Consider the following 26984-nt stretch of genomic DNA (forward strand, 5'->3'; position numbering starts at 1 on the left):
GGGATTTCACATGTTCGGAATTGTCAGGCCCTGTTCCCATCGCCTGTCCGAAGGGCTCAAGGCGGAGTGGATGGCCCATCTGTGCGGCCTCTGTCTCGCGCTGCGGGCCGACCACGGGCAGTTCGCCCGGGTCGTCACGAACTACGACGGGCTGATCGTGTCCGTACTGACGGATGCTCAGACCGGCACCGCGGACGCCGCGCGCCGTACCGCCGGTCCCTGCCCGCTGCGCGGCATGCGCACCGCTTCGGTGGCGAAGGGGGAGGGCGCGCGGCTGGCGGCCTCGGTGTCCCTCGTCCTGGCCTCGGCGAAGATACGCGACCACGTCGCCGACCGGAACGGACTGCTGCGCCGCCGCCCGGTGGCCGCCGCCGCCCGCAAGGTCGCCGCGGGCTGGGACCGGGCCGGGGCGCGCAGCGGCGCCACGCTCGGCTTCGACACGGCCGTACTCGTCGACGCGGTCGACCGCCAGGTGGGCATCGAGGAGCTGGCCGGCCCCGGCACCCCGCTGACGGTCATCACCGAGCCGACCGAGACGGCGACCGCCGCGGCCTTCGCGCACACCGCCGTGCTCGCGGGGCGGCCGGGCAACGCCGCGCCGCTGGCCGAGGCCGGCCGGCTGTTCGGACGGCTGGCGCACCTCCTCGACGCCGTGGAGGACCGCGCGGCCGACGCCGCCGAGGGCGCCTGGAACCCACTCACCGCCACCGGCGCCACCACCGCGCAGGCCCGCCGGCTGTGCGACGACGCCGTGCACGGAATCCGCCTCGCGCTGCGCGAGGTGGAGTTCGCCGACTCCGCCCTGGTGCATGTGCTGCTGGTGCACGAGCTGCGGCGCTCGGTGGACCGCGCCTTCGGAACGGTCACCTGCGCCCACCAGGGACACGGGGCGCCGGGGCACGGGCAGCCGCCGCAGTACGGACAGCCGCCGCAGTACGGACAGCAGCCGCCGTACGGACAGCAGCCGCCGTACGGGCAGGCGCCGGCCGGTGTCGGCCCGTACGTCCAGGGGCAGCAGCTGAACGGCCCGCAGGCCCCGTACGCCGGAGGCCCGGTGCCGCCGGCCGGCACCGGCGGCGGCCACGGGGGTCACGGCGGCGGCTCGGGCGGTGGCGAGGGCGGGATGCCGCACTTCCCGCACCAGCCGAAGAAGCCCCGCGGCTTTCTCGCCGGATGCGCGGTCTTCATCGGTCTGTGCTGCACCTGCCAGCTCTGCTGCGCCAGCCACTACGAGGGGCCCTGGTCGCGGAAGAAGCGCGAGGGGTGCTGCCAGGACTGCGACTGCGGCGATTGCAGCGGCTGCGACTGCTGTGACGGCAGCGGTTGCGACTGTTGCGACTGCTGCAGCTGCTGCGACTGCGGATAGCCGCCGTCGCCGCGCGCGGGTCGCCGGTGGTCCGTTGGTCTACAGCTGGCGCACCGTATAAGTGTGTCGCTGTACCAATGGCCCAGCATTCTCGACGCCTGTTGAGCCAACTGGCGTCCGGATGGTGTGATCTTCCCGTCGATGGCGCTGCGGGATTCCGCGGCGCCTTTTTCATGGAGAAGCGCCAAGGAGCGGTCACGCCGTGCTGAAGAGGATGTTTGTCGCCCCGGACCCGGGACGGCTGCGGCTGCGCAGCGCGGCCCGCGCGGTTCTCGGCATCGCGCCGGCCGTGGCCCTCTCGGGCCTCGCCGGCCACTCCCTCCTCGCGGCCATCGCCGGCGGCCTCGCCGCGCTGCTCGCGCTCTTCACGGTCACCGACCCCACGGTCCGCGGCCAGGCCGTCACCACCGCCTGGCTGCCGGCCGTCGGCTTCCCGGTGCTGGTGCTGGCCACGGTGCTGCACGAGCACCCGCTGGCGCGCGATGCCGCGTTCCTCGCCGTCGTGGGCGCCGGGGTGTACGCACGCCGCTGGGGCCCACGCGGCCATGCCCTGGGGATCTTCGCGTTCATGATGTTCTTCATGGCGCAGTTCCTGCGTGCGGTACCGGCCCACCTGCCCGAGCTCTGCGGTGCCGTCGCGCTCGCCCTGGTCGTCTCCTCGGCCGTCCGCTTCGGCGCCTGGTGCTACGAACGGCGCTTCCCGGCACCACCGCTTCCCGCACCCCCGGTCGCCCGCGGCCTCGCCCGTACGACCACCCGCCAGGCGGTCCAGACGACGGCCGCCTGCGCCGTCGCACTCGGTATCGGCCAGCTCGTGTCCGCGGACCGCTGGTACTGGGCCGTGGTCACCGCATGGTGGATCTTCGTCAACACCTCCTCGCGCGGCGAGACCCTGATCCGCGGCTTCCGCCGGGTGCTCGGCACCGTCGCCGGCATCGCGGCCGGACTGCTGATCGCCATCCCGCTGCACGGCGCCCCCGTCCCCACCGCCGCCCTCGTCGCCGTCTGCGTCTTCGGCATCTTCTACACCGCGGGACCGTCCTACAGCTGGATGATGTTCTTCGTGACCGTCATGGCGGGCCTGCTCTACGGCCTGCTCGGCGTGCTGCACCCCGGGCTGCTCGCGCTCCGCTTCGAGCAGACCGCCGTCGGCGCGATCGCGGCGACGCTGGCCGTGGTGCTCGTGCTGCCGGTCACCACGCACGCCACCACCGACGGCTGGATCCAGCGCGCCGTGCACTGCGTACGGGACTGCACGGCCGTCTCCGCCCGCCGGCTGGCCGGTGACGCCGAGGCCGACCCGTCGCCGTATGTCGCCGAACTCGAGCTGCTGCTCGCCCGGGTGCGGCTCTCGCTCGCTCCTCTGCTGCATCCGCTCAGCCCGCTGCGCCACCGCAAGGCGCGCGCCCGCCAAGTGATGACGTACCTGGACGACTGCGCCGCACAGGTCAGGGGCCTGGCCGAGGTGGCCGCCGACCCGGCCGCCTCGCACGACGCCCGGCTGACCGCCGCCTGCCAGCGCGTCGAGACCGTCGTGGGCGCCCTGTTCGCGCCCGGCGCGGAGCCCGCCGTCGGGGCCACCGCGCTCGCCCCCGCCCCGCAGCACCACCCCGGCGCCGAACGCGCCCTGGCCCATCTGCACGGCCTGGAATCCGCGCTCACCGCCCTTGCCCAGCCCGTCCGCAGCTCCCCGCGCGCCCCGTTCGCGGCCTCCTGAGGACGCGCCGGGGCACGGCCCCACAGGGCGGGAACCGGCCATCCGCACACGTGCCGCGCCCCGGCTGTTAGCGTCGCCGGGGAACCTCTCACGGGCAGGCGCGGGGCAGCGGGCGGACGAAGGGCGGACCAATGGGGACGACGGACATCGGCCGGCGGGCGTACATCGGATCGTTCACGGCGGCGGGCGGCCTCGGCATCACCACGGCGGCCGTCGACCCGGAGACCGGCGCGCTCGAGCTGAGGAGTTCCACCGCCGCCGTCCCCAACCCCTCGTATCTGGTTCCGAGCCCCGACGGGCGGTACCTCTACGCGGTCAGCGAGCTGCCCGACGGTGCGGCGGCGGCCTTCGCCCTCACCTCGGAGGGGCCCGCGCCGATCGGGCCCCCGGTCCCGGTGGGCGGCGCCGATCCCACCCATCTCACCCTGGCGGCCGGCCGTCTGATCACCGCCAACTACAGCTCCGGCAGCGTCAGTTCGCTCCCCGTACGGGCCGACGGCACCCTCGGTGACCGCTCCGTCGTGCTCCCCCATCAGGGCAGCGGCCCCCGGAGCGACCGTCAGGAGGGCCCGCACGCCCATGCCGTGCTGCCCGATCCCAGTGGCCGCTGGCTGCTCAGCGTCGACCTCGGTACGGACTCGGTCCGGGTGTGCGCCCTCAACGGCGCCGACGGGGCGCTGACGGTGCGGGACGAGGTGGCGCTGCGGCCCGGCAGCGGACCGCGCCACCTCGCCTTCCACCCGAGCGGCGACCGCGCCTACGTCATCAATGAACTCGACCCGACCCTCACGCTCTGCCGATGGGACGCCGACCGTGGAACCCTCACACCACTGGGTGAGACCCCTCTGCTGACGGACGGGACCGGCGCGGGCTCCGCTTTCCAGGACCCGTCGACGAGCGGCGGCGGAACGCAGCGGAGCGGAACCTTCCCCTCCGCGCTGGCCGTCTCTCCGGACGGCCGGTTCGTCTGGGCCGCCAACCGGGGCCACGACAGCATCTCCGTCCTGGCCCTCGACGCATCCGGGGACGCCGCGACGCTCCGCACGACCGTCCCCTGCGGCGGGCACTGGCCCCGCGACCTGGCGCTGCACCCGAACGGGCGGCATCTCTACGCCGCCAACGAACGCTCCGGCGACGTCACGTGGTTCACCCTCGACCCCGCGACCGGTGTCCCCGCCAGGTCCGGCTCCGTCGATGCCCCGGCGGCGTCCTGCGTGGCCTTCGTCCGGCCCGCGGTCAGCCCCGCGGGAAGTTCCCGCCGAAATACACCTGGGTCTCGGTGACCCGGCCCTCGCGCACCGTCATCACCTCCACATTCCGATGACGTGCGCCGCTCTTGAGCTCGTACGTGTACCGGACGAAGACCTGGTCGCCGTCGGCGGGCACGGCCTCGAGGATCTCCTGGGAGCGGAGCCGGTGCGCCGTGGGGAAGCAGCGCTCGAAGAACGCGGCCTTGTCGATGTGGTCGTCCTGGGGACTGGTGAAGACGAAGTCGTCGGCGAGCAGCCGGTCCATGGCCTCGCGGTCCTGGGCGAGATAGCTCGCGAAACAGGCGCGGACGACATCGGTGTTCGACATGGCGCTTCCTCTCGGGACGACTTCGCGCGAGGTCCGGGCGGCGGGTTCCCACCGTAGCCCGTTCCGTGCTCGGCGCACCGTAGCCGCCGAACCGGCGAGAAGGCCTCTGGCGGGGCCGCTGACGGCCGGCCGCCGACCCGGCCGCCTTCACCGCGTTCGACGTCATCGCGGGGCGTCTGACGGGAATCTGTGCCGCTCGCCCGCTCCCGCGCCGGGCCCACGCGAAGGGCCGCCCCGCGCACGGCGCGGGACGGCCCTCGACGGTCTGCGTGAAGACGACCCCTGACGCTCCCTAACGGACGACCGGCGCGCCCTGCTGCAGGGTGATGCCCACCGCCGCCGCGTAGTTCGACAGCACCAGCCGGCCCACCGCGCCGTACGCGCCGAGCGCCTCCGCCGCCGCGCAGCCCGCCTCCGCCGCGGCCGCCCCCAGCAGGCCGTCGGCGAGCTCGGGGCCGATCAGGTACGGGGCCAGTGCCAGCTGCTGCGAACCGGAGTTGCGCAGCTGCTCCGCCGTACGGGCGATGGCGCCTTCCTCGTCGAGGCCGGCCGCCAGCACCGGCACGGCCAGCCGCGCGGAGAGCAGCATGCCGGTGATCCCGGCGGCCTGCACGGCCTCCTCGCCGCCCACGGTGGCCAGGATGATGCCGTCCGCCGCGGTGGCGACGGTGAACAGGCGGGCACGGTCGGCGCGCGCCAGACCGGCCTCGGAGAGCCGGACGTGCAGCGCCTCGGCGAGCAGCGGGTGCGGGCCGAGGACCTCGGTCAGGTCGGCGCCGGAGCCGCTGTTCATGATGGCCTGGCGTATCCGCCGGAGCAGCGAGCTGTCCGGTCCGGCCAGCAACGGCACGACCACCGCGGCGGGCTGGTCGGCCGGCCCGTCGTGGCCGATCCGGGCCTTCTGCTCGGCACCGGCCTGGGCCAGGACGGCCTCCAGAGCCGGGAACTCGTCGCCGCCGTCGACATAGGCGATCCGGGCGTCGAGGCCGGGCAGCTCCGAGCGGGCGATGCTGGAGACCTCTTCCGCAAGGCTGCGGGAGGCCGGGGTGGGGGTGCCGGGCACCGCCAGCACCAGGGCGGGTGCGCCCTCGGGTGCGGCGAGCGGCTCCGGCTTGCGGTGGCGGCCGGATTGCCGTGCGCGCGGCATTCGTACAGGTAGGCCGGGTGCGGCCCCCGGGCTCGGGGATTCGGCGTCAAAATAGGGCGAGCCAGGTGCGGGCCCAGTGGGGGAACTCATGGCGCCGCATGCTAACGCCTCGCACCCCTCCCGCGCGGAGGGAGGGTTCGCCATCGAGGTATCCGTCCCGATTTATCCCGCGCGTCACGGTGGTGCGATCACCCCACAGGGCGTGTGATCTGCAACAACTTGCCGTCGGCGGGCAGTACCAGGCGGTCGGCCGACACCGCCGCGGCGATGGTCAGGGAGCCGTCCAGAGGGCTGCCCGCGGCCGCCTCGTGGCGTGCGTACGGCAGCCGTTCGGCGAGCGCCGCGCGCACCGGGGCCAGCAGCGGCTCGCCCATCCGGAACAGACCGCCGGTCAGCGCCACCACGGGGTGGCCGCCCGGTGGGCAGACCGCGGCCGCGGCGTCGGCGATATGGCGCCCGGCGTCCTCAAGGATGGCCGCGGCCACCGGGTCGTCGGGGGCGCACCGCGCCACTTCCGGCGCGAAGGAAGCCAGGACGGCGGGCCGGTCGGGCCGTGGATAGAGCGCGCCGGGCAGGCCGGCGACCGGCCCGAACTCCGCCTCGGCGCGCGCGAGAAGAGCGCGCGAGCCGCCCGGTCGGCCGTCGTGCGCGCGCATCGCGGCCTCCAGACCGGCGCGGCCGATCCAGGCGCCGCCGCCGCAGTCGCCCAGCAGATGGCCCCAGCCGTCGGCGCGGCGCCAGCCGCCCGCCTCCGTCAGATCCGTCCCCATGGCGATCATGCCGGTGCCCGCGGCGACCACGGCGCCCGGCCGTTGGCCCAGCGCCCCGGCGTACGCGGTGACCGCATCGGCCGCCAGCGCCAGGTGACGCACCCCGAACGCCTCCGCCAGCGCGGCGGGGAGCCGGGCCCGCAGATCGTCGCCCAGCGAGGCCATCCCGGCCGCGCCCACACAGATCGCGGCGAGGCCGCCTGCGCCCGTCTCGTCCAGCAACTCCTGGGCGGCGGGCACCAGTTGGGAGAGCAGATGGGTTGCGTCGATGCCGGCGGCGCCGGTGCGGACCGGCTCCTGCGAGGCGTGGGTGGCCAGCGTCCGGGGCGCGCGTCCGTCGTCGGCGCGGGCGAGGGCGATCCGTAGCCCCGAGCCGCCCGAGTCGACCCCCAGGACGAACGGGCGGCGCCGGGCCGGCTCAGCCAAGGCCGCGGGCGTCCTGCTTGAGGGCGGTGTCGACGGTCAGGGCCGTGGCGACGACCAGGCTCAGCAGCGGGTCGGGGAGCTGGCGGTGGATCTGCAGGACGTAGTTGTCCGCCGTGGTGAACATCGTCTTGGCCATCCCTTCCCAGGTCTTGGTGATCCGGGCGACCTCGGTGTCGGTGTGGTCCACGATGGCGAAGTTCCAGGCGCGCCAGTTCTCCGCCTTGATGGCGCCGATCTGCTGGCCGTTGACCATCATCGCGAAGTTGATCTTCCCGATGGCGTTCTGCTGCACGATCTCGCCGACCGGCTGCCCGTCCGGCCGCGCCACCAGCACCTTCGACTTGATGATCTTCGCGGGCCGGGTCAGCACCAGCTGCGGCTGCCCGTACGCGTCGCGGATCTCCAGTTTGTGGGTCATGTACTGATCCAGGCTGGAGACGACCCGCAGCACCTTCTTGGCCGTGCTCTGGCCTACCTGGACGACCGTGCCGAGGGCGTTGCCGTGCTGGTCGAAGACGCCGTACTCGTTGGTGACCTCGATCAGCTTGGCCTTCTGGTTGATCACCAGCACCGGCTCGGTGAACAGGCTGCCGCCGCCGGGCCCGGCGGGCGCCGCGCCGGCCTGCTGCTGGGGTGCGTACTGCTGAGGTGCGTACTGCTGGGGCGCGTACGGCTGCTGCGGCGTCGGCTGCGCGGCGGGCTGCTGCGGGACCTGTGCGGGCTGTTCAGGGGCCCGCTTCTGGAGGGTCTGGGGCGGTGCGGCCTGGGCAGCGGGCTGGGCCTGCTGCTGGGCGGGCTGCTGTGGCGCCGGGCGGGATGCCTGGGGTAGGGCCTGGGCCGGTGCCTGCGGCTGCTGTCCCGGATGGGTGTGTCCGGTCCACTGGGAGCCGTCCCACCAGCGCAGTTGCTGGGGGATGCCCTGCGGGTCGGCATACCAACCCGCAGGGATGTTCGTGTTCGTCATGCGGGAACACTATCTCCCGGCATCACGGCTTCACGGCAGCCTCCAGTCCACCGGCTGCGCCCCCTGCCGCACCAGAAGATCATTCACCCGGCTGAAGGGCCGCGAGCCGAAGAAGCCCCGGTCGGCGGACATGGGGGAGGGGTGCGCCGACTCGACGGCCGGCAGATCGCCGAGCAGCGGCCGCAGATTGCGCGCATCGCGGCCCCACAGCACCGACACCAGCGGGACGCCGCGCCCCACCAGCGCGCGGATGGCCTGCTCGGTGATCGCCTCCCAGCCCTTGCCGCGGTGCGCGGCGGGCTTGCGGGGCGCCGTCGTCAGGGCCCTGTTCAGCAACAGCACGCCCTGTTCGGTCCAGGGGGTGAGGTCGCCGTTGGACGGCCGCGGCAGCCCGAGGTCGGAGTGCAGTTCGCGGAAGATGTTCTCCAGGCTCCCCGGCAGCGGGCGGACGTCCGGCGCCACGGAGAAGCTCAGCCCGACCGCATGCCCCGGCGTGGGGTAGGGGTCCTGTCCGACGATGAGCACCCGCACCTCGTCGAAGGGCTGTTGGAAGGCGCGCAGCACATTGCTGCCGGCCGGGAGGTACGTACGTCCCGCGGCGATCTCCGCCCGCAGGAAGTCGCCCATCGCGGCGATCTGTCCGGCGACGGGCTCAAGTGCCTTGGCCCAGCCCGGTTCAACGATGTCATGAAGAGGTCGTGCAGCCACGCGATCACCCTACTGGCCGAACACCGCTCCCCTTCAATCCCCGGGTAATCCCTGGCCAACGGTCACCGGTGCGTCGTCGGGACGCCTGCGCTCACCCCATGGCGGCCGCCCGTACGCACAGCACATCCGGAAGGTGGGAGGCGAGCAGCCGCCAGGTGTCGCCGTCGTCCGCGCTCGCGTACACCTCGCCGTTGCGGTTGCCGAAATAGACGCCCGCGGGATCCGCGTCGTCGACGCAGAGCGCGTCCCGGAGCACCGTGCCGTAGTGGTCCTCCTCGGGCAGCCCGGCGTTCAGGGGCTCCCAGCTCCCGCCCGCGTCGGCCGTGCGGTAGACCCGGCAGCGGTGGTCGGCCGGCACCCGGTCGATGTCGGCGGTGATGGGGAAGAGGTAGGCGACATCGCCCGTGCGCGGATGTGCGGCCACCGCGAAGCCGAAGTCGGAGGGCAGCCCGCCGCCGATATCGGTCCACTTGGCCCCGGCGTCATCGCTACGGTAGACGCCCCAGTGGTTCTGCAGGTAGAGCCGGTCGCGGTCCACCGGGTCCTGCGCGATCTTGTGGACGCACTGGCCGAACTCGGGGTGCTGGTCCGGCAGGAAGACCGCCTTGACGCCGTTGTTCGACGGCGCCCAGCTCGCGCCGCCGTCGAGGGTGCGGAACACGCCGGCCGCGGAGACCGCGACGGTCACCGCGTCGGCGTCGCGAGGGTCGGTGATCACCGTATGGACGGCCAGCCCGCCGCCGCCCGGCACCCAGCTCTCCCGGCTGGGGTGGTCCCACAGCGGACGCACCAGTTCGAAGGTCTCGCCGCCGTCCTCCGACCGGAACAGCCCGCCGGGCTCCGTGCCGGCGTACACCACGTCGGGGGCGGCGGGTCCTGCAGGATGCAGCTGCCACACCCGCTCCAGCGAAGTCCCGGTGTACGGCGGGTACTTGACCGCCGGGCGGGACGGCTCCCGCCAGCTCTCGCCCAGGTCGTCGGAGTGGAACACCGAGGGGCCCCAGTGCGTGCTGTCGGCTCCGGCCAGCAGTCTGGGCGTTCTGCGGCGGCTGTCGATCCCGAGGGAGTACACCGCCTGCGCGGCGAAATGCGGGCCGTTCCATTCCCACTCGCCGTGCCGCCGCCGGCCGAGGAAGAGGCCTTTGCGGGTGCCCACCGCGAGGAGTACGTCAGTCATGCCGAAGCACCTCCGAAACGCCGTTGTCTCAGGTAGTGGTCAGTGTGCACCCGACCACTGACAACGGCGTTCCGCGGCGCGTTCGTGCAGGTCAGACGGCCCGGTGGTACTGCTGCGGGGTGGCTACGCCGCCGCCCAGCTCGAGGGCCGCATGGCGCACGAAGGACGGGTTGCGCAGCAGTTCGCGGCCGAGCAGCACCACGTCCGCCTGGCCGTCCGCGACGATCTTCTCGGCCTGCCGCGCCTCGGTGATCAGCCCCACGGCGCCGACCGGCAGCGCGGTCTCCCGCTTCACCCGCTCCGCGAACGGCACCTGGTACCCCGGCCCGGACGCGATCCGGGCCCGCGGCGCATTGCCGCCGGTGGAGGTGTCCAGCAGATCCACTCCGTGCGCCAGCAGATCGGCGGCGAAGCGCACGGTCTCCTCGGCGGTCCAGCCCTCGCGCTCGTCGTCCTCGTTCTCGGTCAGCCAGTCGGTCGCCGAAATCCGGAACAGCAGGGGCAGCTCCTCGGGCCATACGGCGCGCACCGCGTCCACCACCTCGAGGGCGAAGCGGGTCCGGTTCTCGTACGAACCGCCGTACTCGTCGGTGCGGTGGTTGGTGTGCGGCGAGAGGAACTGACCGATCAGGTAGCCGTGCGCGCCGTGCACCTCGGCCACCTGGAAGCCGGCGTCCAGCGCCCGCCGCGCGGCGTCCGCGAACTGTCCGACGATCTCCTGTATCTGCGCCACGCCGAGCTCGTCGGGCGCCGGGTGCCCCTCGTCGAACGGCAGCGGGCTCGGCGCGACGGTGGTCCAGCCGCCCTCATCCGCAGTCAGCGGGCCGCCGCCGCGCCAGGTGGCGTCCGTGGACGCCTTGCGGCCGGCGTGCGCGAGCTGAATGCCGGGGACGGTGCCCTGTTCCTTGAGGAAAGCGGTGATCCGGCGCAGCGCCGCCACCTGGCGGTCGTTCCAGATCCCCAGGTCGTGCGGGCTGATCCGGCCCTCCGGGCTGACGGCGGTGGCCTCGGTCAGGATCAGCCCGGTGCCGCCGGCCGCCCGCGCCGCGTAGTGGGCGAAGTGCCAGTCGTTCGCGACGCCCGCGTCGGGTCCGGTGGCCGCGGCGGAGTACTGGCACATCGGTGCCATCCAGAGTCGGTTGGCGATGGTCAGGGACCGCAGGGTGATGGGCTGGAACAGCTTGCTCACGGCATTCTCCGGGGTCGGTTCGCGAGTGCTTCGGCTCGATGCACTCGTACGATAGTCACCGTACTACGAAGGATGTCAAACTACGATGGTCCTCGTACAATGAACCTCCGCCGACCGAGCCGCACCCCAGGAGCCGTCATGACGACCGATACGACGCCCAAGGGCGCCCCGTCCGGCTCCCGGTCGCTGGAGCACCCGGACCGCGAGGACATCCGCCTCGCCGATGTCCTGCACGCCCTCGCCGACCCGATGCGGCTGCGGATCGTGTGCGCACTGGCCGCCGCCGAGGGCGAGCTGACCTGCGCCGACATCGAGCTGCCGGTCAGCAAGTCGACCTGTACGCACCACTACCGGGTGCTGCGCGAGCACGGCGTCATCCGGCAGATCTACCGAGGCACCGCCAAGAGGAACGGGCTGCGCCGTGCCGACCTGGATGCGCTCTTCCCCGGCCTGATCGACGGCGTACTGCGCGCGGCGGACCGTCAGGCCCGGCGCCTCGGTGACGGCTGACCGCCGCCCGCACGGACTGCCGTACGGCCCCTCGTGCGGGCCGTACGGACTCCGATACGGGCCGGTCCGCTCACCCGGATACGCGCGCCGCGTCCAACAGCCGTTCCCAGTCCGGCAGTTTGACGGTCCCGCGGCCCAGCCGGTGTCCCCACTCCGTCTCCGCGGCCTCGATGGCCAGCCACCCCGTCCAGGGGACCGGTGTCTGCCCCGCCCGCTGCAGCGCCGCCACCGGATCGTCCACCGTGTCCCGCCCCGCCAGGGCGGCCGCGTCCTCCAGCAACGACGCCGTGGTCTCCTTCGCACAGTGGCGGTTGGTGCCGATGACCCCGGTGGGGCCGCGTTTGATCCAGCCCGCCACATAGGCGCCGGGGCACGGCACGCCGTCGCGCAGCACCCGACCCGCCAGATGCGGCACCGTCCCGCGCGCCTCGTCGAACGGCAGTCCCGGCTGCGGCGTCCCCCGGTAGCCGACCGAGCGCAGCACCAACTGCGCCTCGATGTCCTCGTATTCGCCGGTCCCGGTCACCCCGCCGCGCCCGTCCGGCGCCGTCCGCTCGAACCGGACCGCGCGCACGCCGGTGGCGGCATCCCCGGCGATCTCGGCCGGCCGCAGGAAGAACCGCAGATGAATCCGCCGGGTGGGCGCCGACCCCGCCGCCCCCGTGGCCGCCGACCGCTCCGCCCAGCCGCGCAGCACCTCGATGTTCCGCCGCCCCACGGCCGGCAGGGCGCTCGGGTCCGCATACGCCGGGTCCAGCGCCAGCTCCTCGGCCCGTACGCAGACCTCCGTACCCGGCAGCGACCCCAGCTCCCGTAGCTCCTTGGTGGTGAACTTGGCCTGCGAGGGGCCGCGTCGGCCCACCATCCAGATGTCCTCGACGCGGCTGTCGGCGAGCGCGCCGAGCGCTCCCTGGGGCATATCGGTGGTGGCCAGCTCCGCGGCGCCGCGGGCCAGGATCCGGGCCACATCGACGGCCACATTGCCCACCCCGATCACCACCGCGGAGCGGGCGGCCAGGGCGAAGCGGGCGGCCGCGGCGTCCGGATGCGCGCTGTACCAGGCGACGAAATCGGTCGCGGAGTGGCTGCCGGGGAGGTCCTCGCCGGGGACGCCGAGGTGCCGGTCGGTGGCGGCTCCCACGCAGAACACCACCGCGTGGAAGATCTCGTGCAGCTCCGGCAGGCCCAGCCCCGGGGCGCCCACCTCCACATTCCCCAGGAAATGCACCCGGGGGTGCTCCAGCACCGTACGCAGGTTGCCCTGCAGCGACTTGATCTTCTCGTGGTCCGGCGCGACGCCGTAGCGGACCAGGCCGTACGGGCACGGCAGCCGGTCCAGGACATAGACCTCGATGTCCGGTACGGCCTGCTGCTCGACCAGGGATTGCGCGGTGTACACACCGCTCGGTCCCGATCCGATGACTGCGACACGAAGCACGGGTGGCCCCTTCCGCGGAGTACCCCCAGGATCGCACCGGCGGCCCCGCGACGGGAGATGAGCTATCGGGGTTGCTCCCGGTGCGATGAGCGTGCCGCGCCACTGGGGCTGATGAACAGGGAGCTACGTTTTCCCCTGTGTCGGAAAGCGACTTTTATACCGTTAATAGCCGATATAAAGCTCGGGACGTGGCCGTGGAGTGGCCCGCTTGGGAGCTCCAGGGGTACGGCTCCGCCGCGCCCGCCCCCGAGCACGCCGCCGCCGGCGACCCGGACGTACTCCTCGGCCTCGAGGCCCCGCCGCCCCGGCTCGATCCGCTGGGCCCCTGGTTCAGCGCTCGGCTGACCTTCGCCAGCGGCGCCCGGATCGATGTCCTGGTGACGGTCTCCGACGACGGCCTCACCGTCGAGGACATGCGGGCGGATCCGCCCCTGACCCTCGACGGGATGGCCACCCTGGCGCGCTGGATCGACGGCCCCCTGGACGAGGCCTGTCGACTGGCGACGGGGCGGCCGCGAAAGGGCCGGCCGACGCTGGACCTGCACCCGGAACCGGAATCCGCCCAGGGAGCGGATCGCGACGCGGCGGGAGACGAGGTGATCGCGGCGCGGCGCGCGGAGGACGCCGAGGCCGCCCCGGTGGACGCCGTCGTCCGCGGTGACGGCGTGCTCTGCGGCCCGGGGAGCGGCCCCGGGGACGACGACCGTACGGCTGTGGCCGGTATCGCCGCCCCCGTGGCTGCGGTGTACAACCGTCACCCGAAGCCCTCCGGGTCCACCGAGCCCGGCGCGCCCACCGCTGCTGCCGTCGCCCCGCCCGCCGTCCTCACCCGGTCGCGCACCACCGAGCGCCGCAAGCTCGCCGCGGACGCCTACCGGGCGGCGCAGCGGGACGGCCGGGACCCGGTGCTGGCCGTCATGAACGCCACCGGCCGTAACCGCCGCAGAGCGCTGCGCCTGATCGCCGGGGCCCGCGACGAAGGATTCCTGACACCCCGTCACAACAAGCGCTGACGGCGCCCTCCTCAGGTCACGTTCCGGCCCGCTCGGGAGCGGGCGGGGCCCCCGCCCGGGTCCCGCCCGGCGGCCGTGCTTCCGGTGGTGTTCCCCGCTCCCACTCCAGCCCGTAGCGCTGGAACAGCTCGGCGCGCATCACGGCCTGCGGAATCGGCGCTCCCGGCAACAGCATCGGCACCACCGAACCCATCAACTGCGCCCGCAGCAGGGGGTAGTCCGCGTCGGGATCCGGTGATCCGTACGCGACGACCACCCCGCGCAGCAACTGCGCCAGCCGCTGCTGCTCGGGGCACTGGATGAATCCCTCGGCCGTGAGAATTCCGGCCATATGGGTCCGCATCAGCAGCGGGTGGTCCTGCGCCAGCCCGAGGATCGCGTCGATGGCGCGTGCCAGCAGCTCAGCCCCCGCGTCCGGCCCGCTCGGCTGCGGCTCCCGCTCCAGTGCCGCCTGAAGCGTCAGATGCATCAGGCGATGCACGGCCGACTGCAGCAGCTGCCGCTTGCCGGGGAAGTAGTACGAGATCAGGCCGCGGGCCGCCCCCGCGCGCTCCGCGATATCGCCGAGCGTCGTCGCGTCGAAGCCGCGCTCACCGACCAGCTCGACGGTTGCCTGGAGCAGCCGCTCCCGGGAGCGCCGCCGCAAGGCTTCATTGACCGATGCGCTCCGGGGGGACATGCTGGACTCCTGCGTTGACTGGCTGAGAGCCAGTATACTCGGGGGGCCCGGATTTCTGCGGTCTGAGCAGGGATCCGGTCAAGCTGCCTGATTCGGGCGACGCGGGGGATCGCCCGAATCGGGTCCAGGCAGGGCCGGGGTTGGCTCCGTGACCAGCGTCTTGCCAGGTCATGGGGTTAACCCCGGTTCACGTCAGGTTGCAGGGTGGCTCCATCTTCGGTCCAGTGTGATCATGCCTGTGCTGACTGGTTGCCGACTTTCCTGATGCCCCGTCAGGTCCCTTCGAGACGTCCTGTGGGGCGATCCGGCGGTGGCCGTGACGGTCCAGTGATGCTGGCTGCGCGAGCCCGTCGGCCTGGTCGGCTTGACGCCACGATGCATCTCAAGCCGATCATCGCCATTGACGGATGCTTCATGGCGGAAGCGGCACCCCGGACTGACGCAACATCGCATGGTGGAAACCCGCGAGGCGCTGCTGGACCCGAGCCCCGGTCATCCGGTAGATCGCCATCTCTCTGCACTCGACCGCGCCACGGGCGCAGCCCACCGACTCCCGCAGCAACCCCGGCGACTCGCGCTGGAATGGGCCCCCAATGAGGCCGGCATGCCCAGAGCCGCGCCTGAAGGAGAGGGGAATGGCTATGCAAGACCTTCACCGACCCCCGACTCTGCGGGCCATCGTCGACCGCCTCGCCTTCAACGGCACCATCATCGAGACCCGCACTGACTCCTCTCGCCTCGCCGGCACACGAGCCCGGACTGAGGAACCCGCCGAGGTCGGCTGAGTGCGATAGCTGCCGATCTTGACGTGAGCAACGAGGGGGTGAGGGACACCGGAACGAAAACCGGTGCTAAAAGATTGTTGTATGTGGGTTCAGCGAGTGATCGAACTGACCGGGTGGGAGCCGCTCGGGATCTCCGTCGACTGGGCGGCGATCGAGGGAGAGCTGGGGGTTCCACTGCCGGCGGACTACAAGGAGCTCTACGAGGTGTTCGGCGGCGGCGTCTTCAGTGATTCCGTCTACTTTCTGGGGCGCGACGAGGGCCTCGCGTTCGACTTCCTGACACAGTGGCGGGTCTCTCTGTCGGTCGACCAGGACAGCAAGCTCGGAGACGTCTCCGCCGTCGAGCCCTTTGCGACCTACGCGCCGGGCGGCAAGGGGCTGGTCCCCTGGGGCTCCACCGAATGGGCCGACGAATACTGCTGGCTGATCGATGCCGAGCGGCCGGGCGATTACCCCGTCCTTGCGCGGTCCGATGACGGCGTCGCATGGAACCGGTACGACATGTCCACCTCTGAGTTCCTCTACCGCGTCCTTGCCGATGCCGATTTTCAACCTTTCGGGATCGCGCAGTACGACCTCGGCACGACATTCAAGCCCGGCTCCGGCGACCCCATCGACGACCAACCGCTCTGACGAGAGACTGGTCGCCCCACGTTCGTGGACACGGCAGTGCCGTCGTTTCTCATCGAGATCCGTGAGCCAGATGATCACCAACCCAACTGCCTCCGGAACCGGTCGTTGTCCCGTCTCAACGAACCGAGTCGATGCCGATTCGTCTCAACGCATCCAGTCGCCGCAGGTCGGCGATGGGAGGGGTAGGCCCGCCACATGGACGTGCTGATCGTCTCCGACGAAGGCCCCGACCGGTGACCGACCGCTTCCACCAGCCCCGCGCTACCAGCCCGCGTTGTTCAGGCGACGGGCTGCGGCGCCGCCTGCACGACGCGGGCATGTCCGCGTGGGAGCTCGCCGACCTCCTCGGAGTCCACGAGCACGACGTCACCATGGACGCCCTGCCCAACCAGCTGCTGCACGTCGTCCTCGAACTCGCCCGGCGCCTGGACCTCCACCCCGCCGGCCTCGCCCCGTACGCCGAAGTCGTCTACCGGGACCCCGTGATCATCACCGGCCGCAAAGCCACCCGCGGCCATCCCCTCAGCACCGCTCAGAAGGAAGCGAACAAGCTGATCAGCCGCGAGCGCGCGGCCAACGAGCACGGCTTCGCCGACCTGTGGAGAACTGGCGGACCCTCACCAAGGTCCACATGAACGCCCGACACGCGACCACGCTCCTGTGGGCCCTCCTCGTGCTGACGAATGCCGACGTCCAACGGTGACGGGCGATCACCCAATGCCGCGAAGTCAAGGCGTCGCGGCCGAGGCGAGCACCCCGGCCTCGGCCCGCGCCAGACCCGTGACCTGCAGCTTTAGGTTGGACGATGCCTATTGTCAGTGCGGTGCGCTTCACTGTCCGTTATGGAGCTCACGCAAGCGACCGTCAACGACCTGCTGGCCGAAATCGGCCCGGGAGACGGCTATATGTACCTGCCCAGCGACCTGGACCCGCAGGAGCTGACCGACCTGCTCGACGGCAGGTACGGCGCCGCGCGCACCCTTGTCCTCGACGGCTTCACCGATCCGACGGTCGACGAGTCCAGGGGCGCGGCTCTTCTCGTCCCCTTCGAGGACCGGGCCGTGAACATAAGGGCGTGGGCGTACGGGGGTCAGTGGGTCGGCGCGGGTACGGCGCGGGACGCCGAGGGGGCCGAGCGGCCGGTGTTGGTGGTCGCTCACAGGGAGGTGCCAGGGCCCTTGGCGGTCGCTCCGGATGAGGTCGAAGACGAAGGCATCGACTGGGTGGAGCGGCTCATACGGATCACCGGCTGGACACAGCCCGACCAGCGGCCGGACGTGGACTGGGCGGAGGTGGAGTCGCGTCTGGGCAGCGCGTTGCCGAGCGACTACAAGCGCATGGTCGAGACGTTCGGCGAGGGCGCCTTCGACGGATACCTGGACCTGAACCAGGAGCCGTGGACGCGTCTCAGGGAGGACGGTTTGCTCATCTGGGCGGGCACTGAGCACGAGGACCTGTACTGCTGGAGGGCCGACGGCGACGACCCCGACCGCTGGCCCGTCGTGGTCCGGTCCTTTGACGGCGAGGACGTCCCCTTCGACTGCCAGGCCGCGGAGTTCGTCTGCCGCATCCTCATCGACCCGCACCACCCCTTCACGATGGCCCGCTATTTCGACACCCACTGGTTCATGAACTACCGGGAAAACGGCTGACCGCACCCCGCCGCCAACGGCCCCCGGCTCTCCTCGGAGCCTACGAGGCACTCCAGACCCGGCACCGCGATTCCGGCGAACCGGCAATGTGCCGGATGATCACCTGCTACCGAGCACGCCCACGACCGGCACGAGCATCTCAGCCCCGCCCACGCCAGCCCCGTGACCAGCGAATTCAGGGTGAAACGCGCCGTTCGGACACTCCCCAGGGGCCGATCTTGGCCTGGCCCCGCCCATTCGGCCCCGGAGCCCTCTTAGGCCCGCGGGGGACGGTCTTGGTCTTGCCGAGGTGCCCGTACACCGTCGACCGCGACGCTCCGAACATCACGTGACCTCGATGACGTACGGCGCCGACCACCGCCCGGTCGCCGGAGCGGCTGAGACGGCCTCTACGATCCGGTTGATCACCGAACCGGGGAGGGACATGACCGAGGGCCGGGAAACGGACGCGGTCGTCGAGAGACCGGTGGAGCTGGCCTACCGGCCGACCGTCGGCGAATTGGCGTCCGCACTGCGGGCACGCGCGAGGAGCACCGGCGCGGGACGCTTTCAGCGCCGGGCGCTGGTCTGGACGGTGGCGGTCACGACCGTCGGCGCGCTGCTGTCGGCGGCCGGCTCCGGCCACCGGGACACACCGTGGCCGCTGTATGCGGGGGTGGTGGTCTTCGCCGCCTTCATGACTGCGGTGCCGTGGCTGCAGGCACGCCGCCTCCACCGGCTCGCCGAACGGCAGGGGGACATCCGCGGGACGGTCGACGACACCGGGGTCCGGCTCACCACCGCGCACAGCTCGGCCGGCCTCGACTGGCACCTCTACCCGCGCTACGCCGAGACCCCGGAGCTGTTCGTGCTCCTCAGCGCCGACAAGTCCGCCGTCGGCTTCCTCGTCCTGCCCAAGCGGGCCGTGGCGGACCCGGAGGAGGTGGACCGGCTCCGGGCGGTCCTCGACCGGCGGCTCGTGCGCGCGGACGCCGCCGAGGCGCCCGGAGGCCCGCGGAGCCGGGGCCGGGCCGTCGGCCGCGGTGCCGGCTCCGTCGGACTGTTGCTGCTGGGGCTGCTGCTGTTCTTCTTCGCCTTCGCCGCCGTTCAACAGGCGGCGCACCCGGACCGCTTTCCCGGGATTCAGAACAACACCGCCCCGATATCGGCCGTCATGCTGGGGCTGGGGACGCTTGCGGTCGCCGGGGCTTGGTGGCTCGTACGGCGGATGACGGCCATGCGGACCGTGACCGCCGTGCTCGCCGTCCTTGTCCTGCTGGCCGGTGGCGCCGCCCTGTACCGCGTTGGGCCGATGCTCCACTGCTGGGGATCGGGCCGGATCGCCCGCGGGCCCGAGGGCGCCTACGTCTGCTACGACTTCTGAGCGGGCCACGGTCTCCGAGCGGGCCCGGCTCCACTGGGCGAACCACCGGTGGACCGTCCTGCCGGGGTCGCACCTGGAGACGTCGGGCCTGCCTCGGTCGAGCCCGGCCAATGCGGCGATCGTCCCGCCGAGCACCCGGTCGCGTACCTCGCCCTGGCTGGTGACCCGCTCCACCATCGCCCGGGCGAGGACCGGGTCGCCGTACGGGGCGTCCGAGCCGAACAGGGTCCGGTCCGGGATCTCCTTGATGGCGAGCCGGACCGAGAAGACGATGTTGGCCGTGGACAGCTCCAGGTACATGTTCGGGGTGTCCCGGACCAGCTCGATGGCCGCCATCCAGTTCAGCCCTCCGAGCTGGCTGACCACCAGCGGAACCGTCGGATACCGGCCGGCGAGCGCCGCCAGAGTCCTCAGGTCGTCCGCCGTGGTCGGGGCGAATCCGTGCACGACCACGGGCAGCCGGCCGTGATCGGCCGCCGCCTGGAGCACCGGTTCGATCATCCCTGCCCGTCCCGGCGGCGGCGTCAGCTCGCCGATCCCGTGCATCCCACGCCCGACCACCTCGCGTTCCACGGTCGCGGCAATCTGTTCCGGCTCCAGGTCCAGCGGTACGGACAGGAAGCCGATGAACCGCTCCGGCCGTGCGGCGAGTGCGGCGTCCAACTGCCGCCACGCGCCGCGATATGCCTCGGCCGTGCCGGCCCGGCCCCCGATGGCCTCGTCCAGGACCGCCATCTCCCGGCGCAGCGAGGTAAGGTCACCGGCCCGCTCCGGGTGCGGGCGCCTGCTGAACCTGGACGGCGGGGTGAAGCCGGAGATGGTGGCCACCGACAACGCCTCGTACTCCGACATGGTGTTCGGCCCGTTCAAGATCCTGGGCTACAACTTCTCACCCCGGTTCCGGGACCTGGACGACCAGCGGTTCCGGCGGGCCACGATGCCCGGGGTGGAGACGGGCACGTACGGCGCGGTGGAGGAACTGGCCCGCAACATGGTCAGCCTGGGCAAGGTGATCACGCACGGGCCAGACATGCTGAAGGTCGCCGGCTCCCTGGTCACCAACCAGGTCCGGGCCTACGACCTGCTGCGCGTGGTCGACCCGGTCGACGACACCTACCGGCGGCAGATGAACCGCCGGCTCACCGTGCAGGAATCCCGCCACGCCACAAGCTGGCCCGGGACGTGTGCCACGGCAAGCGCGGCACCCTCCACCAGGCGTACCGCAACGGGATGGAGGACCAGCTCGGCGCGCTCGGCCTCGTCCTCAACGCCATCGTGCTCTGGACGAGGACGATGACTGCGGCGGTCATGAGTGAGTGCCGGGGCATGCGACTCGAGCCGGACAGCGGGGCGGAATGGCAGCCGCCGCGCTATGTGGGTCCGCCGACCAGCATGAGGGCGGACTCGTTGAAGGTGCGGATGCGGGCGGTGGTGGCGTCGGCGCGCCATTGGAGGGCCCATTCCAAGGGTGGGGCGCTACTGATCGGAACGTAAGCGACGTCGGGGCGAGCGTAGTAGCGCCGTACCTGCGCACCGACAATGAAGGCGCCCTGACCGGTGCCGATGAGGGTGAGCATCTCGTTGAACGTCGCGGTCGCGGGGCCGTGCTCGATCGGGCGTCCGGCCGGGGTGGCGCGGGGCGTGCAATTCCGCTGCAGGGAGTCCGGCACGTTTTCGGGCAACCGCAGGAGTCTCACCCGGGCCAGATCCTCAAGGGACAGCGACTCGCGGCGGGCGAAGGGATGTCCCGAGGGAACGGCCAGCATGCGTGCCTCGCGCACGAGTACCGGGCCGGATACGAGTCCGGGTTCGTCCACGGGGTGGTGGGTCAGGGCGATGTCGACCTCGCCATCACGGAGCCAGGGGAAGACTTCGGACATCTGCGCCTCGCGCAGCCGTACCTCGCAGCCCGGTTCGCGCCCGCGGAACAACTCGGCGGCTCCGGCCAGGAGCTGGCCGCCGGCGGCGCCGACGAATGCGACGCGCAGTGTGCCGGTGAGGCCGCGTCCGGCATCGACCGCCCGCTCGAAGGCGGCGGCGATCTGGATCCAGGCGGGCCGGAGCTCCTCCTCCAGCTGCCGGCCGACCGCGGTCAGTTCCACGCGGCGGCTGGTGCGGTTGAACAGCGGGACGCCGACACGGCGTTCCAGTTTGGCGATGGTCTGGCTGACCCGGGTGGTGGACAGGTGCAGACGCCCGGCGGTCCGGCCGAAATGCAGTTCCTCGGCCAGGGTGAGGAAGGCGTCCAGTTCATGTCGTTCCAACATCGCGCCCCCTGCATCGTGAATCCGGACTTCACGATCGTTGCACAGGTCGGCGTTGATCGGACCGCTGCGCCCAGCGAGGGTTGATGCAGTTCGCACGCCCAACTGACCTGCATAGGAGCATGCAATGTACGTAACCGAGGCGCACGCCCTTTCTGCCCCTGCCGCCGAGACCGAGAAGGTTGTCGCGGAGCTGCGCGACCGTACGGAGATCCTCGACGCGCTGTACCGGTTCGGCCTGGGCCAGGACCTGAAGGATCCGCAGCTGTTTGCCTCCGCCTTCGCCGCCGACGCCGAGCTGGACTTTGCCCCGGCGGCGGCGAAGTGGGGAGGCAGACCGCCGCTGATGGTCGGCCGGGACACGATCGTCACCACGATCCTCGGCCTGTTCACCGGCCGGGTGGACACCACCCACCAAGTCACCAATGCGCGCATCGCCGTCGACGGCGCCACCGCGCGTCTGACCGCGCTGGTGGAGGCCCAGCACCTGCTCGTTGCCGACCGCGGAACCTTTGCCCTGCTGAAGAACCCCTACGCCGTCGATCTGGTCCGCGACGGCGACCGCTGGGTGATCCGCAGGATGCGCATCGACAACGCCTGGTTCACCGGCGACCCCGCCGCGATCTTCGCCGCCTGACCATCGAACGCGAGGAAGAACCTGATGTCTGCACATCATGCACCGGGCACTCTTCTCGCCGACCGCGGACGCCTCACCGTCCCGCTGCACGCCGTGTTCCCGTTGAAGGAGACCGTCACAGCGCACGACGCCGGCGCCACGGGACACGCGCGGCAAGATCGTCATCACCGTGTCGCGGGGCGACTGCGGGGATCGTCCGAATCGGGCCGCTCCGGCGCTGTGGCCGGCGCCCGCGTCTCCGCGTTTCTGCGCTTCTCGTCGTTCCGCTTCGGTGCGTCGTTCTGCTTCCGTGCTTCCGTGCCGCTCACCGCAACTTGAATCGAAGCCGACCCTGTCCTGGACGCCGCACGCGCCGAACGGGCGGCGTCCACCGAGGATGCCGCCCGTTCGGCGCTCCGCTCCGGCGAAGGGCGCCCGGCCGCTCCCTGCCGGGCCCGCTCCGACGCCCCGAGCCTCAGTCCTCGACAATCCCCGGCGACGAGGTGCACAGCGCCCAGATGACGAACGCGTCGATCGCGATCATGACGATGGCCCACAAGGGGAAGTAGGGCAGCCAGATGAAGTTGGCGACCATGCTCACGCCCGCCACGATCACGCCGACCACACGCGCCCAGGTGGCACCGGTGAACAGGGCGACGCCGGCGCAGGCGACGATGATGCCGAGAATGAGATGGATCCAGCCCCAGGAGGTGAGGTTGAACTGGTAGGCGTAATGGGGGGCGGCTACGAACACCTTGTCCGTGGCGATGGCGGAGATTCCCTCGAATATCGCCATGATGCCGCCGAAAACCATCAGGACCGCGGCGAAGACGGTCCACCCCGCCGCGGCGCTACTTCCGCCGGTGCGGGAGGTGTTGCCCACGGGGGTCTCCCCGGCGTGAGTGGCCATTTTCGGGCTCCTTTTCGCGAAAGTCGCCGCGTCCGGACCAGCCGACCCGCGGCCTCATGAACCAGACTGACACGTCGTTTACGGGTCAGCATCCGAAAGGGCATCGCGCAAGGTCAGACGGCATTCGGGGCACATTCCGACCGGCTGCCGACGGAATCCGTACGTGGCCGAACGATCCGGCAATCGGGAAAACGGAAAGCCGGTAAGCGGTCATGAGCTCATGAGCTCATGAGTCCGCGAGTCCGCGAGTCCGCGAGTCCGCGAGTCCGCGAGTCCGCGAGTCCGCGAGTTCGTGGGTTCGCGAAAGGCCACGAAAGATCGGCGTGAATGGCCGTGAATCGCCGTTAAGGGCGTGCAGGAATACCGCACCGGACGCGCGGGACGACCGTGGGGCTGTGCCGAATGCGAAAATGGCACCCCCGGCGCCGAGTTGACGGCGCATCGGCAGCGGGAGAATCGGAAATCGGGAATCAGTCCCGCTCCGTATCCTCCGTATCCTCCTCATCCGCCTCGTGGGCCGTGACGGCGATGATCTCCTTGCGGAAGAATGCGGGGCTGAGCACCCGGTACACCAGCATCAGCACGGCGCCGAGGATCAGCCCGCCGAGGCCGGTGACGAAGACGCCGCCCAGCTGCCAGTGCGGCGGGAACGGCAGGGTCCATGAGGTGCTGCCGTAGTCCGGGGCGGCGTATACGACACAGGCGTAGACGAAGAAGTAGAGCAGCATCACGCCGCCCAGGCCCGGCATGATCCCCTTGGTCCACAGCGTGCGGGGGCTGCGCCGGAGCACCTTGCGGAAGTACCAGACGCAGGCGAAGCCGGTGAGCCCGTAGTAGAAGGCGATCATCAGGCCGACCGATCCGATGGAGTCCGCCAGCAGGTTCTCGCTCACCCGCGACAGCAGTACGAAGAAGACGATCGAGGCCAGGCCCATGCCGACGGTGGACCACGTCGGGGTCAGGAAGCGGGGGTGGATACGGGCGAAGTGCGCGGGCAGGGCCTTGAACGTGGCCATGGAGAGCGTCGTGCGGGCCGTGGGCAGGATGGTGGTCTGGGTGGAGGCCGCGGCGGAGGTCAGGACCATGAAGATCAGCAGCTTCGTCAGGGCCTGGCCGCCCGCGCCGCTGCCGAAGATCTCGTTGCCGAGGTTGGACAGCACATCCGCGGCATTGTCCGGATTGGCCAGCCCGATGCCGGTGGCCTTCACGCCGGCAAAGCTCTGCGCGGACGTGGTGACCAGGAGGTAGACGCAGAGCAGGATGACGGTGGAGGCGACCGCGGCGCGCCCCGGGGTGCGCGTACGGTCCGTGGTTTCCTCGTTGACCGATACGCAGCTGTCCCAGCCCCAGTAGATGAACACGGTGGTGAGGATGCCCGTGGTGAAGGCCTCGAGCGAGCTGATCCGGGTGGGGTCGAACCACGACCAGGCGATGTGCTGGGACGTGCCGGGCGCCGCACCCGAGTAGACCCTCACCAGCGCCGTCACCGCGAGCACCAGCAGCATCACCACTTCGACGGTCAGCAGGACCTTCTGCAGGTTGGCCGAGACCTCGATGCCGATGTAGCAGATCCACGTCATCAGGGCGATCCACACCACCCCGGCCACCATCGTCCACAAGGTGCTGTGCGCCAGCCCTGGGGCGCCGACCAGCTGGAACCCGTACTGGCCGGCGATCTGCGCCAGATTCGCCATGACGATGATGTCGGCGGCGACGATGCCCCAGCCGCCCAGCCAGCCGGTGTGCGGGCCGAACGCCCGCGAGGCCCAGGTGAAGGTGGTGCCGCAGTCCGGGTCGACCTGGTTGAGCCCCTTGTAGCCGTAGGCGATCAAGAACATGGGAACGAACGCCAGGATGATGATGACCGGCGACTGGAGGCCGACCACGGCCACGATGACGCCGAGGGTGGCGGCCAGGCTGTAGGCGGGGGCGGTGGACGACAGGCCGATCACGGTGCTGGCGAACAGTCCGAGTGCGCCGCCTTTGAGGCCCTTGTCCGTGCCGGCCGAGTGTGCTCCGCCGGAGGAGCCCGTGGGGGGCGGGGCAGCTGACGACGGCATGGTCTCCTCCGCTCGTTGAACAAGCGGCACGTCGCAACGAGCGGCGCCTCAACCCGAAATTCTCCTCCGTTCGCAAGGAGCTTTCAACACGAGTGGCTTCGGCGGGAGGGCCCCGGCGGTGCGGAGCGGTCCCCGGTACGCGCACCACGCACGCCTCTTGACCGTACACCGTCAGTGAGTAAAGTCTAGACCAATTGGCGTGCCGCCGCGGATCGCCCTCGGTCGGCGGGCACACCCCCGCACCCTCGCGTCATCCACCCCCCATTCAACGAGCGCGAAAGGGTTGACAGTTGACATGAACCGGAAAAGAAGGCTGGCCCTCGCCATCGGTGCCGGAATCGCACCGCTCCTCGTCGTCACCATGCCGGTCAGTCCGGCCAGTGCACACGGCTATGTGTCCACGCCGCCCAGCCGGCAGGCGCAGTGTGCCGCCGGCACCATCGAATGCGGCCCGATCAAATGGGAGCCGCAGAGCGTCGAGGGGCCCAAGGGGCTGACCAGTTGCAGCGGCGGCAACAGTCAGTTCGCCGATCTCGACGACGACTCCAAAGGGTGGCAGGTCACCCCGGTCGGCGGCTCCCAGACCTTCAGCTGGAAACTGACGGCACGTCATTCCACCAGCACCTGGCAGTACTTCGTCGGCGGGACGAAGGTCGCCGAATTCGACGACGGCGGCGCACGGCCGCCGGAGACGGTCACGCACACGGTCGACTTCGGCGGCATCACCGGCAAGCAGAAGGTCCTCGCGGTCTGGAACGTCGCCGATACCGCGAACGCCTTCTACGCCTGTATCGACGTCAACATCCGCGGCTAGGCGCTGCGGAGGCGGTACGGAGGCGTGCGCGGGCGCGTGCGGCGTCCATGCCGCCTCCGTACCGTCGCCGAGCAGGAGGAGCATGCCCGTGCGGCAGACGCACCCGTTACGATCGGCCCCATCACGGCCGTCGTTCGTGGCCGCTGCCGGGAGGAAAGAGATGGGACTGTTCCGCCGAGGACCGAAACGGGATTCCCGCGACCTCGCACGCGATGCCGAGTTCAGTTTCTTCTCCGAGCGCGAGGGCGGCTTCTTCAGATCGCAGGTCCGGCAGGCCTTCGCCGAACAGGGCCTGGAAGTCACCGCCTACGCAGGGGTGGTCACCGACTCCGCGGGACGTCAGTTCGGCCTCGGCAACCTCGCCGCCGTCTGCCACCGCGACCGGCGCGGCGAACGCAGCTGGCCCGCGCTCATCCGGGACCACGTCGGCAAGGTCCTGCGCACCATGGACGGCCCGCAGCCCCTGGAGATCCTCTCCGAGGACGAGATCCGGGCCTGCCTCTACCCCCGCATCGTCGCCCAGGAGACCCTGCCCGCCTCGGATTCCTTCCGGTACGGCCGCGAGCACGCCCCGGGGCTGCGCGAGGTGCTCGCCCTCGATCTGCCCGAGGCGGTGCAGACGCTGAGCGAGGACTCGCTGGACGATATCGGGGACGTGGCCGAGCTGCGGATCCGGGCGATGAACAATCTGCGCGCGCTGCCGGTCGAGGGGCACGAGACGGTGCGCCGCGGCGACGGCTCGTCGTTCGAGGTGCTGCTCGGCGACTCGTTCTTCACCGCGAGCCGGGTGCTGGTGCTCGACGAGCTGGTGCAGCGGCTCATGGGCGCCGAGCTCACCCCGGACGGTGCGCTGGTCGCGATGCCCTTCCGGCACCAGCTGGCCTTCCACCGCATCCAGGACGCCCAGGTCATCCCGGCGCTCCAGGCCATGGCGCAGTTCGCGGCGGCCGGGCACGAAGACGCGGCCGGTGCGATCAGCCCCAAGGTCTACTGGTGGCGCCGGGGCGTGCTGACCCCGTTGAGCGAGCCGCACGGCGACGGGCTGCGGGTGGTCGTGGACATGGACTTCCAGGACATGCTGGAGCGACTGGTGCAGGACGAGGCCTGAGCCGTCCGGACCCCCGTGGCGCAGCCGCAGCCGCGCCGCCTCCGCAGCCGCCGTAGCGAATCCGTAAGGAAACGGTCCGCGCCGGGAACCCTTACGG

At 71.3% G+C, this 26984-nt stretch carries 25 protein-coding genes and 3 pseudogenes; 16 read left to right on the top strand and 12 right to left on the bottom strand.

Annotation, left to right across the window (positions count from 1 at the left end; translation table 11 throughout):
- Positions 1-10: 10 nt before the first annotated feature.
- The 3 genes from ACIGWZ_RS01310 (at position 11) to ACIGWZ_RS01320 (ending at position 4366) form a co-directional block, all read left to right on the top strand.
- Positions 11-1366: a DUF5685 family protein gene (locus ACIGWZ_RS01310; protein WP_400059557.1), complete on the top strand. Its 1356-nt coding sequence runs from the start codon at positions 11-13 to the stop codon at positions 1364-1366.
- Positions 1367-1568: 202 nt separating this feature from the next.
- On the top strand, positions 1569-3083 hold the full coding sequence (locus tag ACIGWZ_RS01315) for an FUSC family protein (RefSeq protein ID WP_400059559.1): 1515 nt from the start codon (positions 1569-1571) through the stop codon (positions 3081-3083).
- Between the two features lie 131 nt (positions 3084-3214).
- Entirely contained in the window at positions 3215-4366 is a 1152-nt protein-coding gene (locus ACIGWZ_RS01320) for a lactonase family protein (RefSeq protein WP_400059561.1), read from the top strand.
- Here ACIGWZ_RS01320 and ACIGWZ_RS01325 read toward each other — a convergent pair.
- The 7 genes from ACIGWZ_RS01325 to ACIGWZ_RS01355 form a co-directional block, all read right to left on the bottom strand.
- The gene (locus ACIGWZ_RS01325) at positions 4320-4661 is read right to left on the bottom strand and encodes a nuclear transport factor 2 family protein (RefSeq protein ID WP_400059562.1); all 342 of its coding nucleotides are present in this window, start codon (positions 4659-4661) and stop codon (positions 4320-4322) included. The genes ACIGWZ_RS01320 and ACIGWZ_RS01325 overlap by 47 nt on opposite strands.
- A gap of 292 nt (positions 4662-4953) precedes the next feature.
- Positions 4954-5898, bottom strand: a complete 945-nt coding sequence (locus tag ACIGWZ_RS01330) for a sirohydrochlorin chelatase (protein ID WP_400059564.1) — start codon at positions 5896-5898, stop codon at positions 4954-4956.
- A gap of 98 nt (positions 5899-5996) precedes the next feature.
- Positions 5997-7004 (bottom strand): N-acetylglucosamine kinase, encoded by a 1008-nt coding sequence (locus ACIGWZ_RS01335; protein ID WP_400059565.1) that lies wholly within the window; start codon positions 7002-7004, stop codon positions 5997-5999.
- Positions 6997-7968: a phospholipid scramblase-related protein gene (locus ACIGWZ_RS01340; RefSeq protein WP_400059567.1), complete on the bottom strand. Its 972-nt coding sequence runs from the start codon at positions 7966-7968 to the stop codon at positions 6997-6999. Before ACIGWZ_RS01340 ends, ACIGWZ_RS01335 begins: the two co-directional genes overlap by 8 nt.
- Positions 7969-7998: 30 nt before the next feature.
- Positions 7999-8676: a uracil-DNA glycosylase gene (locus ACIGWZ_RS01345; RefSeq protein ID WP_400059569.1), complete on the bottom strand. Its 678-nt coding sequence runs from the start codon at positions 8674-8676 to the stop codon at positions 7999-8001.
- A 91-nt stretch (positions 8677-8767) separates the two neighbouring features.
- The gene (locus ACIGWZ_RS01350; RefSeq protein ID WP_400059571.1) at positions 8768-9853 is read right to left on the bottom strand and encodes a WD40/YVTN/BNR-like repeat-containing protein; all 1086 of its coding nucleotides are present in this window, start codon (positions 9851-9853) and stop codon (positions 8768-8770) included.
- A gap of 91 nt (positions 9854-9944) precedes the next feature.
- The gene (locus ACIGWZ_RS01355) at positions 9945-11042 is read right to left on the bottom strand and encodes an NADH:flavin oxidoreductase/NADH oxidase (protein ID WP_400059573.1); all 1098 of its coding nucleotides are present in this window, start codon (positions 11040-11042) and stop codon (positions 9945-9947) included.
- A gap of 138 nt (positions 11043-11180) precedes the next feature.
- Here ACIGWZ_RS01355 and ACIGWZ_RS01360 point away from each other — a divergent pair, with 138 nt between their 5' ends.
- A complete protein-coding gene (locus ACIGWZ_RS01360) occupies positions 11181-11552 on the top strand; it encodes an ArsR/SmtB family transcription factor (protein WP_400059575.1) in 372 nt (123 codons plus the stop codon).
- 70 nt (positions 11553-11622) lie between these two features.
- Here the strand turns inward: ACIGWZ_RS01360 and ACIGWZ_RS01365 are convergent, their stop codons facing one another.
- Entirely contained in the window at positions 11623-12990 is a 1368-nt protein-coding gene (locus tag ACIGWZ_RS01365; protein WP_400059577.1) for an FAD-dependent oxidoreductase, read from the bottom strand.
- A gap of 188 nt (positions 12991-13178) precedes the next feature.
- Between ACIGWZ_RS01365 and ACIGWZ_RS01370 the strand changes: the two genes are divergently transcribed.
- Positions 13179-14003 (top strand): DUF6214 family protein, encoded by an 825-nt coding sequence (locus ACIGWZ_RS01370; protein ID WP_400059579.1) that lies wholly within the window; start codon positions 13179-13181, stop codon positions 14001-14003.
- A gap of 16 nt (positions 14004-14019) precedes the next feature.
- Here the strand turns inward: ACIGWZ_RS01370 and ACIGWZ_RS01375 are convergent, their stop codons facing one another.
- Entirely contained in the window at positions 14020-14682 is a 663-nt protein-coding gene (locus ACIGWZ_RS01375; RefSeq protein WP_400059581.1) for a TetR/AcrR family transcriptional regulator, read from the bottom strand.
- Between the two features lie 630 nt (positions 14683-15312).
- Between ACIGWZ_RS01375 and ACIGWZ_RS01380 the strand changes: the two are divergent.
- The 7 genes and pseudogenes from ACIGWZ_RS01380 to ACIGWZ_RS01410 form a co-directional block, all read left to right on the top strand.
- Positions 15313-15467, top strand: a pseudogene (locus ACIGWZ_RS01380) (AAA family ATPase); the annotation flags it as partial.
- 96 nt (positions 15468-15563) lie between these two features.
- Positions 15564-16100, top strand: a complete 537-nt coding sequence (locus ACIGWZ_RS01385) for an SMI1/KNR4 family protein (protein ID WP_400059583.1) — start codon at positions 15564-15566, stop codon at positions 16098-16100.
- A gap of 317 nt (positions 16101-16417) precedes the next feature.
- Complete coding sequence (locus tag ACIGWZ_RS01390; RefSeq protein ID WP_400059584.1) at positions 16418-16735, top strand: hypothetical protein; 318 nt, start codon at positions 16418-16420, stop codon at positions 16733-16735.
- 207 nt (positions 16736-16942) lie between these two features.
- The gene (locus ACIGWZ_RS01395) at positions 16943-17752 is read left to right on the top strand and encodes a hypothetical protein (RefSeq protein ID WP_400059586.1); all 810 of its coding nucleotides are present in this window, start codon (positions 16943-16945) and stop codon (positions 17750-17752) included.
- A gap of 424 nt (positions 17753-18176) precedes the next feature.
- Positions 18177-19115: a YcxB family protein gene (locus tag ACIGWZ_RS01400; RefSeq protein ID WP_400059588.1), complete on the top strand. Its 939-nt coding sequence runs from the start codon at positions 18177-18179 to the stop codon at positions 19113-19115.
- Between the two features lie 280 nt (positions 19116-19395).
- Entirely contained in the window at positions 19396-19584 is a 189-nt protein-coding gene (locus tag ACIGWZ_RS01405) for a hypothetical protein (protein ID WP_400059590.1), read from the top strand.
- A gap of 315 nt (positions 19585-19899) precedes the next feature.
- Positions 19900-20438 (top strand): annotated as a pseudogene (locus ACIGWZ_RS01410) (Tn3 family transposase); the annotation flags it as partial.
- Between the two features lie 47 nt (positions 20439-20485).
- Here ACIGWZ_RS01410 and ACIGWZ_RS01415 read toward each other — a convergent pair.
- Positions 20486-21382: a LysR substrate-binding domain-containing protein gene (locus ACIGWZ_RS01415; RefSeq protein WP_400059592.1), complete on the bottom strand. Its 897-nt coding sequence runs from the start codon at positions 21380-21382 to the stop codon at positions 20486-20488.
- Positions 21383-21506: 124 nt separating this feature from the next.
- On the opposite strand from ACIGWZ_RS01415, the gene ACIGWZ_RS01420 reads away from it, so the two are divergent.
- Positions 21507-22016 carry a nuclear transport factor 2 family protein gene (locus ACIGWZ_RS01420; protein ID WP_400059595.1) on the top strand — a complete coding sequence of 170 codons (510 nt, stop codon included), beginning with the start codon at positions 21507-21509 and terminating at the stop codon, positions 22014-22016.
- Between the two features lie 51 nt (positions 22017-22067).
- Positions 22068-22188: pseudogene (locus tag ACIGWZ_RS01425) on the top strand (zinc-binding dehydrogenase); the annotation flags it as partial.
- Between the two features lie 282 nt (positions 22189-22470).
- On the opposite strand, the gene ACIGWZ_RS01430 reads toward ACIGWZ_RS01425, so the two are convergent.
- Complete coding sequence (locus tag ACIGWZ_RS01430; RefSeq protein WP_400059597.1) at positions 22471-22905, bottom strand: hypothetical protein; 435 nt, start codon at positions 22903-22905, stop codon at positions 22471-22473.
- A 470-nt stretch (positions 22906-23375) separates the two neighbouring features.
- The gene (locus ACIGWZ_RS01435; RefSeq protein WP_400059599.1) at positions 23376-24965 is read right to left on the bottom strand and encodes an APC family permease; all 1590 of its coding nucleotides are present in this window, start codon (positions 24963-24965) and stop codon (positions 23376-23378) included.
- A 295-nt stretch (positions 24966-25260) separates the two neighbouring features.
- Here ACIGWZ_RS01435 and ACIGWZ_RS01440 point away from each other — a divergent pair, with 295 nt between their 5' ends.
- Positions 25261-25779 carry a lytic polysaccharide monooxygenase auxiliary activity family 9 protein gene (locus ACIGWZ_RS01440; RefSeq protein WP_400059601.1) on the top strand — a complete coding sequence of 173 codons (519 nt, stop codon included), beginning with the start codon at positions 25261-25263 and terminating at the stop codon, positions 25777-25779.
- Positions 25780-25939: 160 nt separating this feature from the next.
- Entirely contained in the window at positions 25940-26887 is a 948-nt protein-coding gene (locus ACIGWZ_RS01445) for a hypothetical protein (RefSeq protein WP_400059603.1), read from the top strand.
- The last annotated feature ends 97 nt before the right edge of the window (positions 26888-26984 follow it).

The organism is Streptomyces sp. NPDC053427 (assembly GCF_044544985.1).
Lineage (GTDB): Bacteria > Actinomycetota > Actinomycetes > Streptomycetales > Streptomycetaceae > Streptomyces.

Excerpts from the sequence above, each read along its gene's own strand:
- ACIGWZ_RS01310 (WP_400059557.1), top strand. The coding sequence starts at position 11 with ATGTTCGGAATTGTCAGGCCCTGTTCCCATCGCCTGTCCGAAGGGCTC.
- ACIGWZ_RS01320 (WP_400059561.1), top strand. The coding sequence starts at position 3,215 with ATGGGGACGACGGACATCGGCCGGCGGGCGTACATCGGATCGTTCACG.
- ACIGWZ_RS01325 (WP_400059562.1), bottom strand. The coding sequence starts at position 4,661 with ATGTCGAACACCGATGTCGTCCGCGCCTGTTTCGCGAGCTATCTCGCC.
- ACIGWZ_RS01330 (WP_400059564.1), bottom strand. The coding sequence starts at position 5,898 with ATGAGTTCCCCCACTGGGCCCGCACCTGGCTCGCCCTATTTTGACGCC.
- ACIGWZ_RS01340 (WP_400059567.1), bottom strand. The coding sequence starts at position 7,968 with ATGACGAACACGAACATCCCTGCGGGTTGGTATGCCGACCCGCAGGGC.
- ACIGWZ_RS01350 (WP_400059571.1), bottom strand. The coding sequence starts at position 9,853 with ATGACTGACGTACTCCTCGCGGTGGGCACCCGCAAAGGCCTCTTCCTC.
- ACIGWZ_RS01360 (WP_400059575.1), top strand. The coding sequence starts at position 11,181 with ATGACGACCGATACGACGCCCAAGGGCGCCCCGTCCGGCTCCCGGTCG.
- ACIGWZ_RS01375 (WP_400059581.1), bottom strand. The coding sequence starts at position 14,682 with ATGTCCCCCCGGAGCGCATCGGTCAATGAAGCCTTGCGGCGGCGCTCC.
- ACIGWZ_RS01390 (WP_400059584.1), top strand. The coding sequence starts at position 16,418 with ATGTCCGCGTGGGAGCTCGCCGACCTCCTCGGAGTCCACGAGCACGAC.
- ACIGWZ_RS01395 (WP_400059586.1), top strand. The coding sequence starts at position 16,943 with ATGGAGCTCACGCAAGCGACCGTCAACGACCTGCTGGCCGAAATCGGC.
- ACIGWZ_RS01400 (WP_400059588.1), top strand. The coding sequence starts at position 18,177 with ATGACCGAGGGCCGGGAAACGGACGCGGTCGTCGAGAGACCGGTGGAG.
- ACIGWZ_RS01415 (WP_400059592.1), bottom strand. The coding sequence starts at position 21,382 with ATGTTGGAACGACATGAACTGGACGCCTTCCTCACCCTGGCCGAGGAA.
- ACIGWZ_RS01420 (WP_400059595.1), top strand. The coding sequence starts at position 21,507 with ATGTACGTAACCGAGGCGCACGCCCTTTCTGCCCCTGCCGCCGAGACC.
- ACIGWZ_RS01430 (WP_400059597.1), bottom strand. The coding sequence starts at position 22,905 with ATGGCCACTCACGCCGGGGAGACCCCCGTGGGCAACACCTCCCGCACC.
- ACIGWZ_RS01435 (WP_400059599.1), bottom strand. The coding sequence starts at position 24,965 with ATGCCGTCGTCAGCTGCCCCGCCCCCCACGGGCTCCTCCGGCGGAGCA.
- ACIGWZ_RS01440 (WP_400059601.1), top strand. The coding sequence starts at position 25,261 with ATGAACCGGAAAAGAAGGCTGGCCCTCGCCATCGGTGCCGGAATCGCA.
- ACIGWZ_RS01445 (WP_400059603.1), top strand. The coding sequence starts at position 25,940 with ATGGGACTGTTCCGCCGAGGACCGAAACGGGATTCCCGCGACCTCGCA.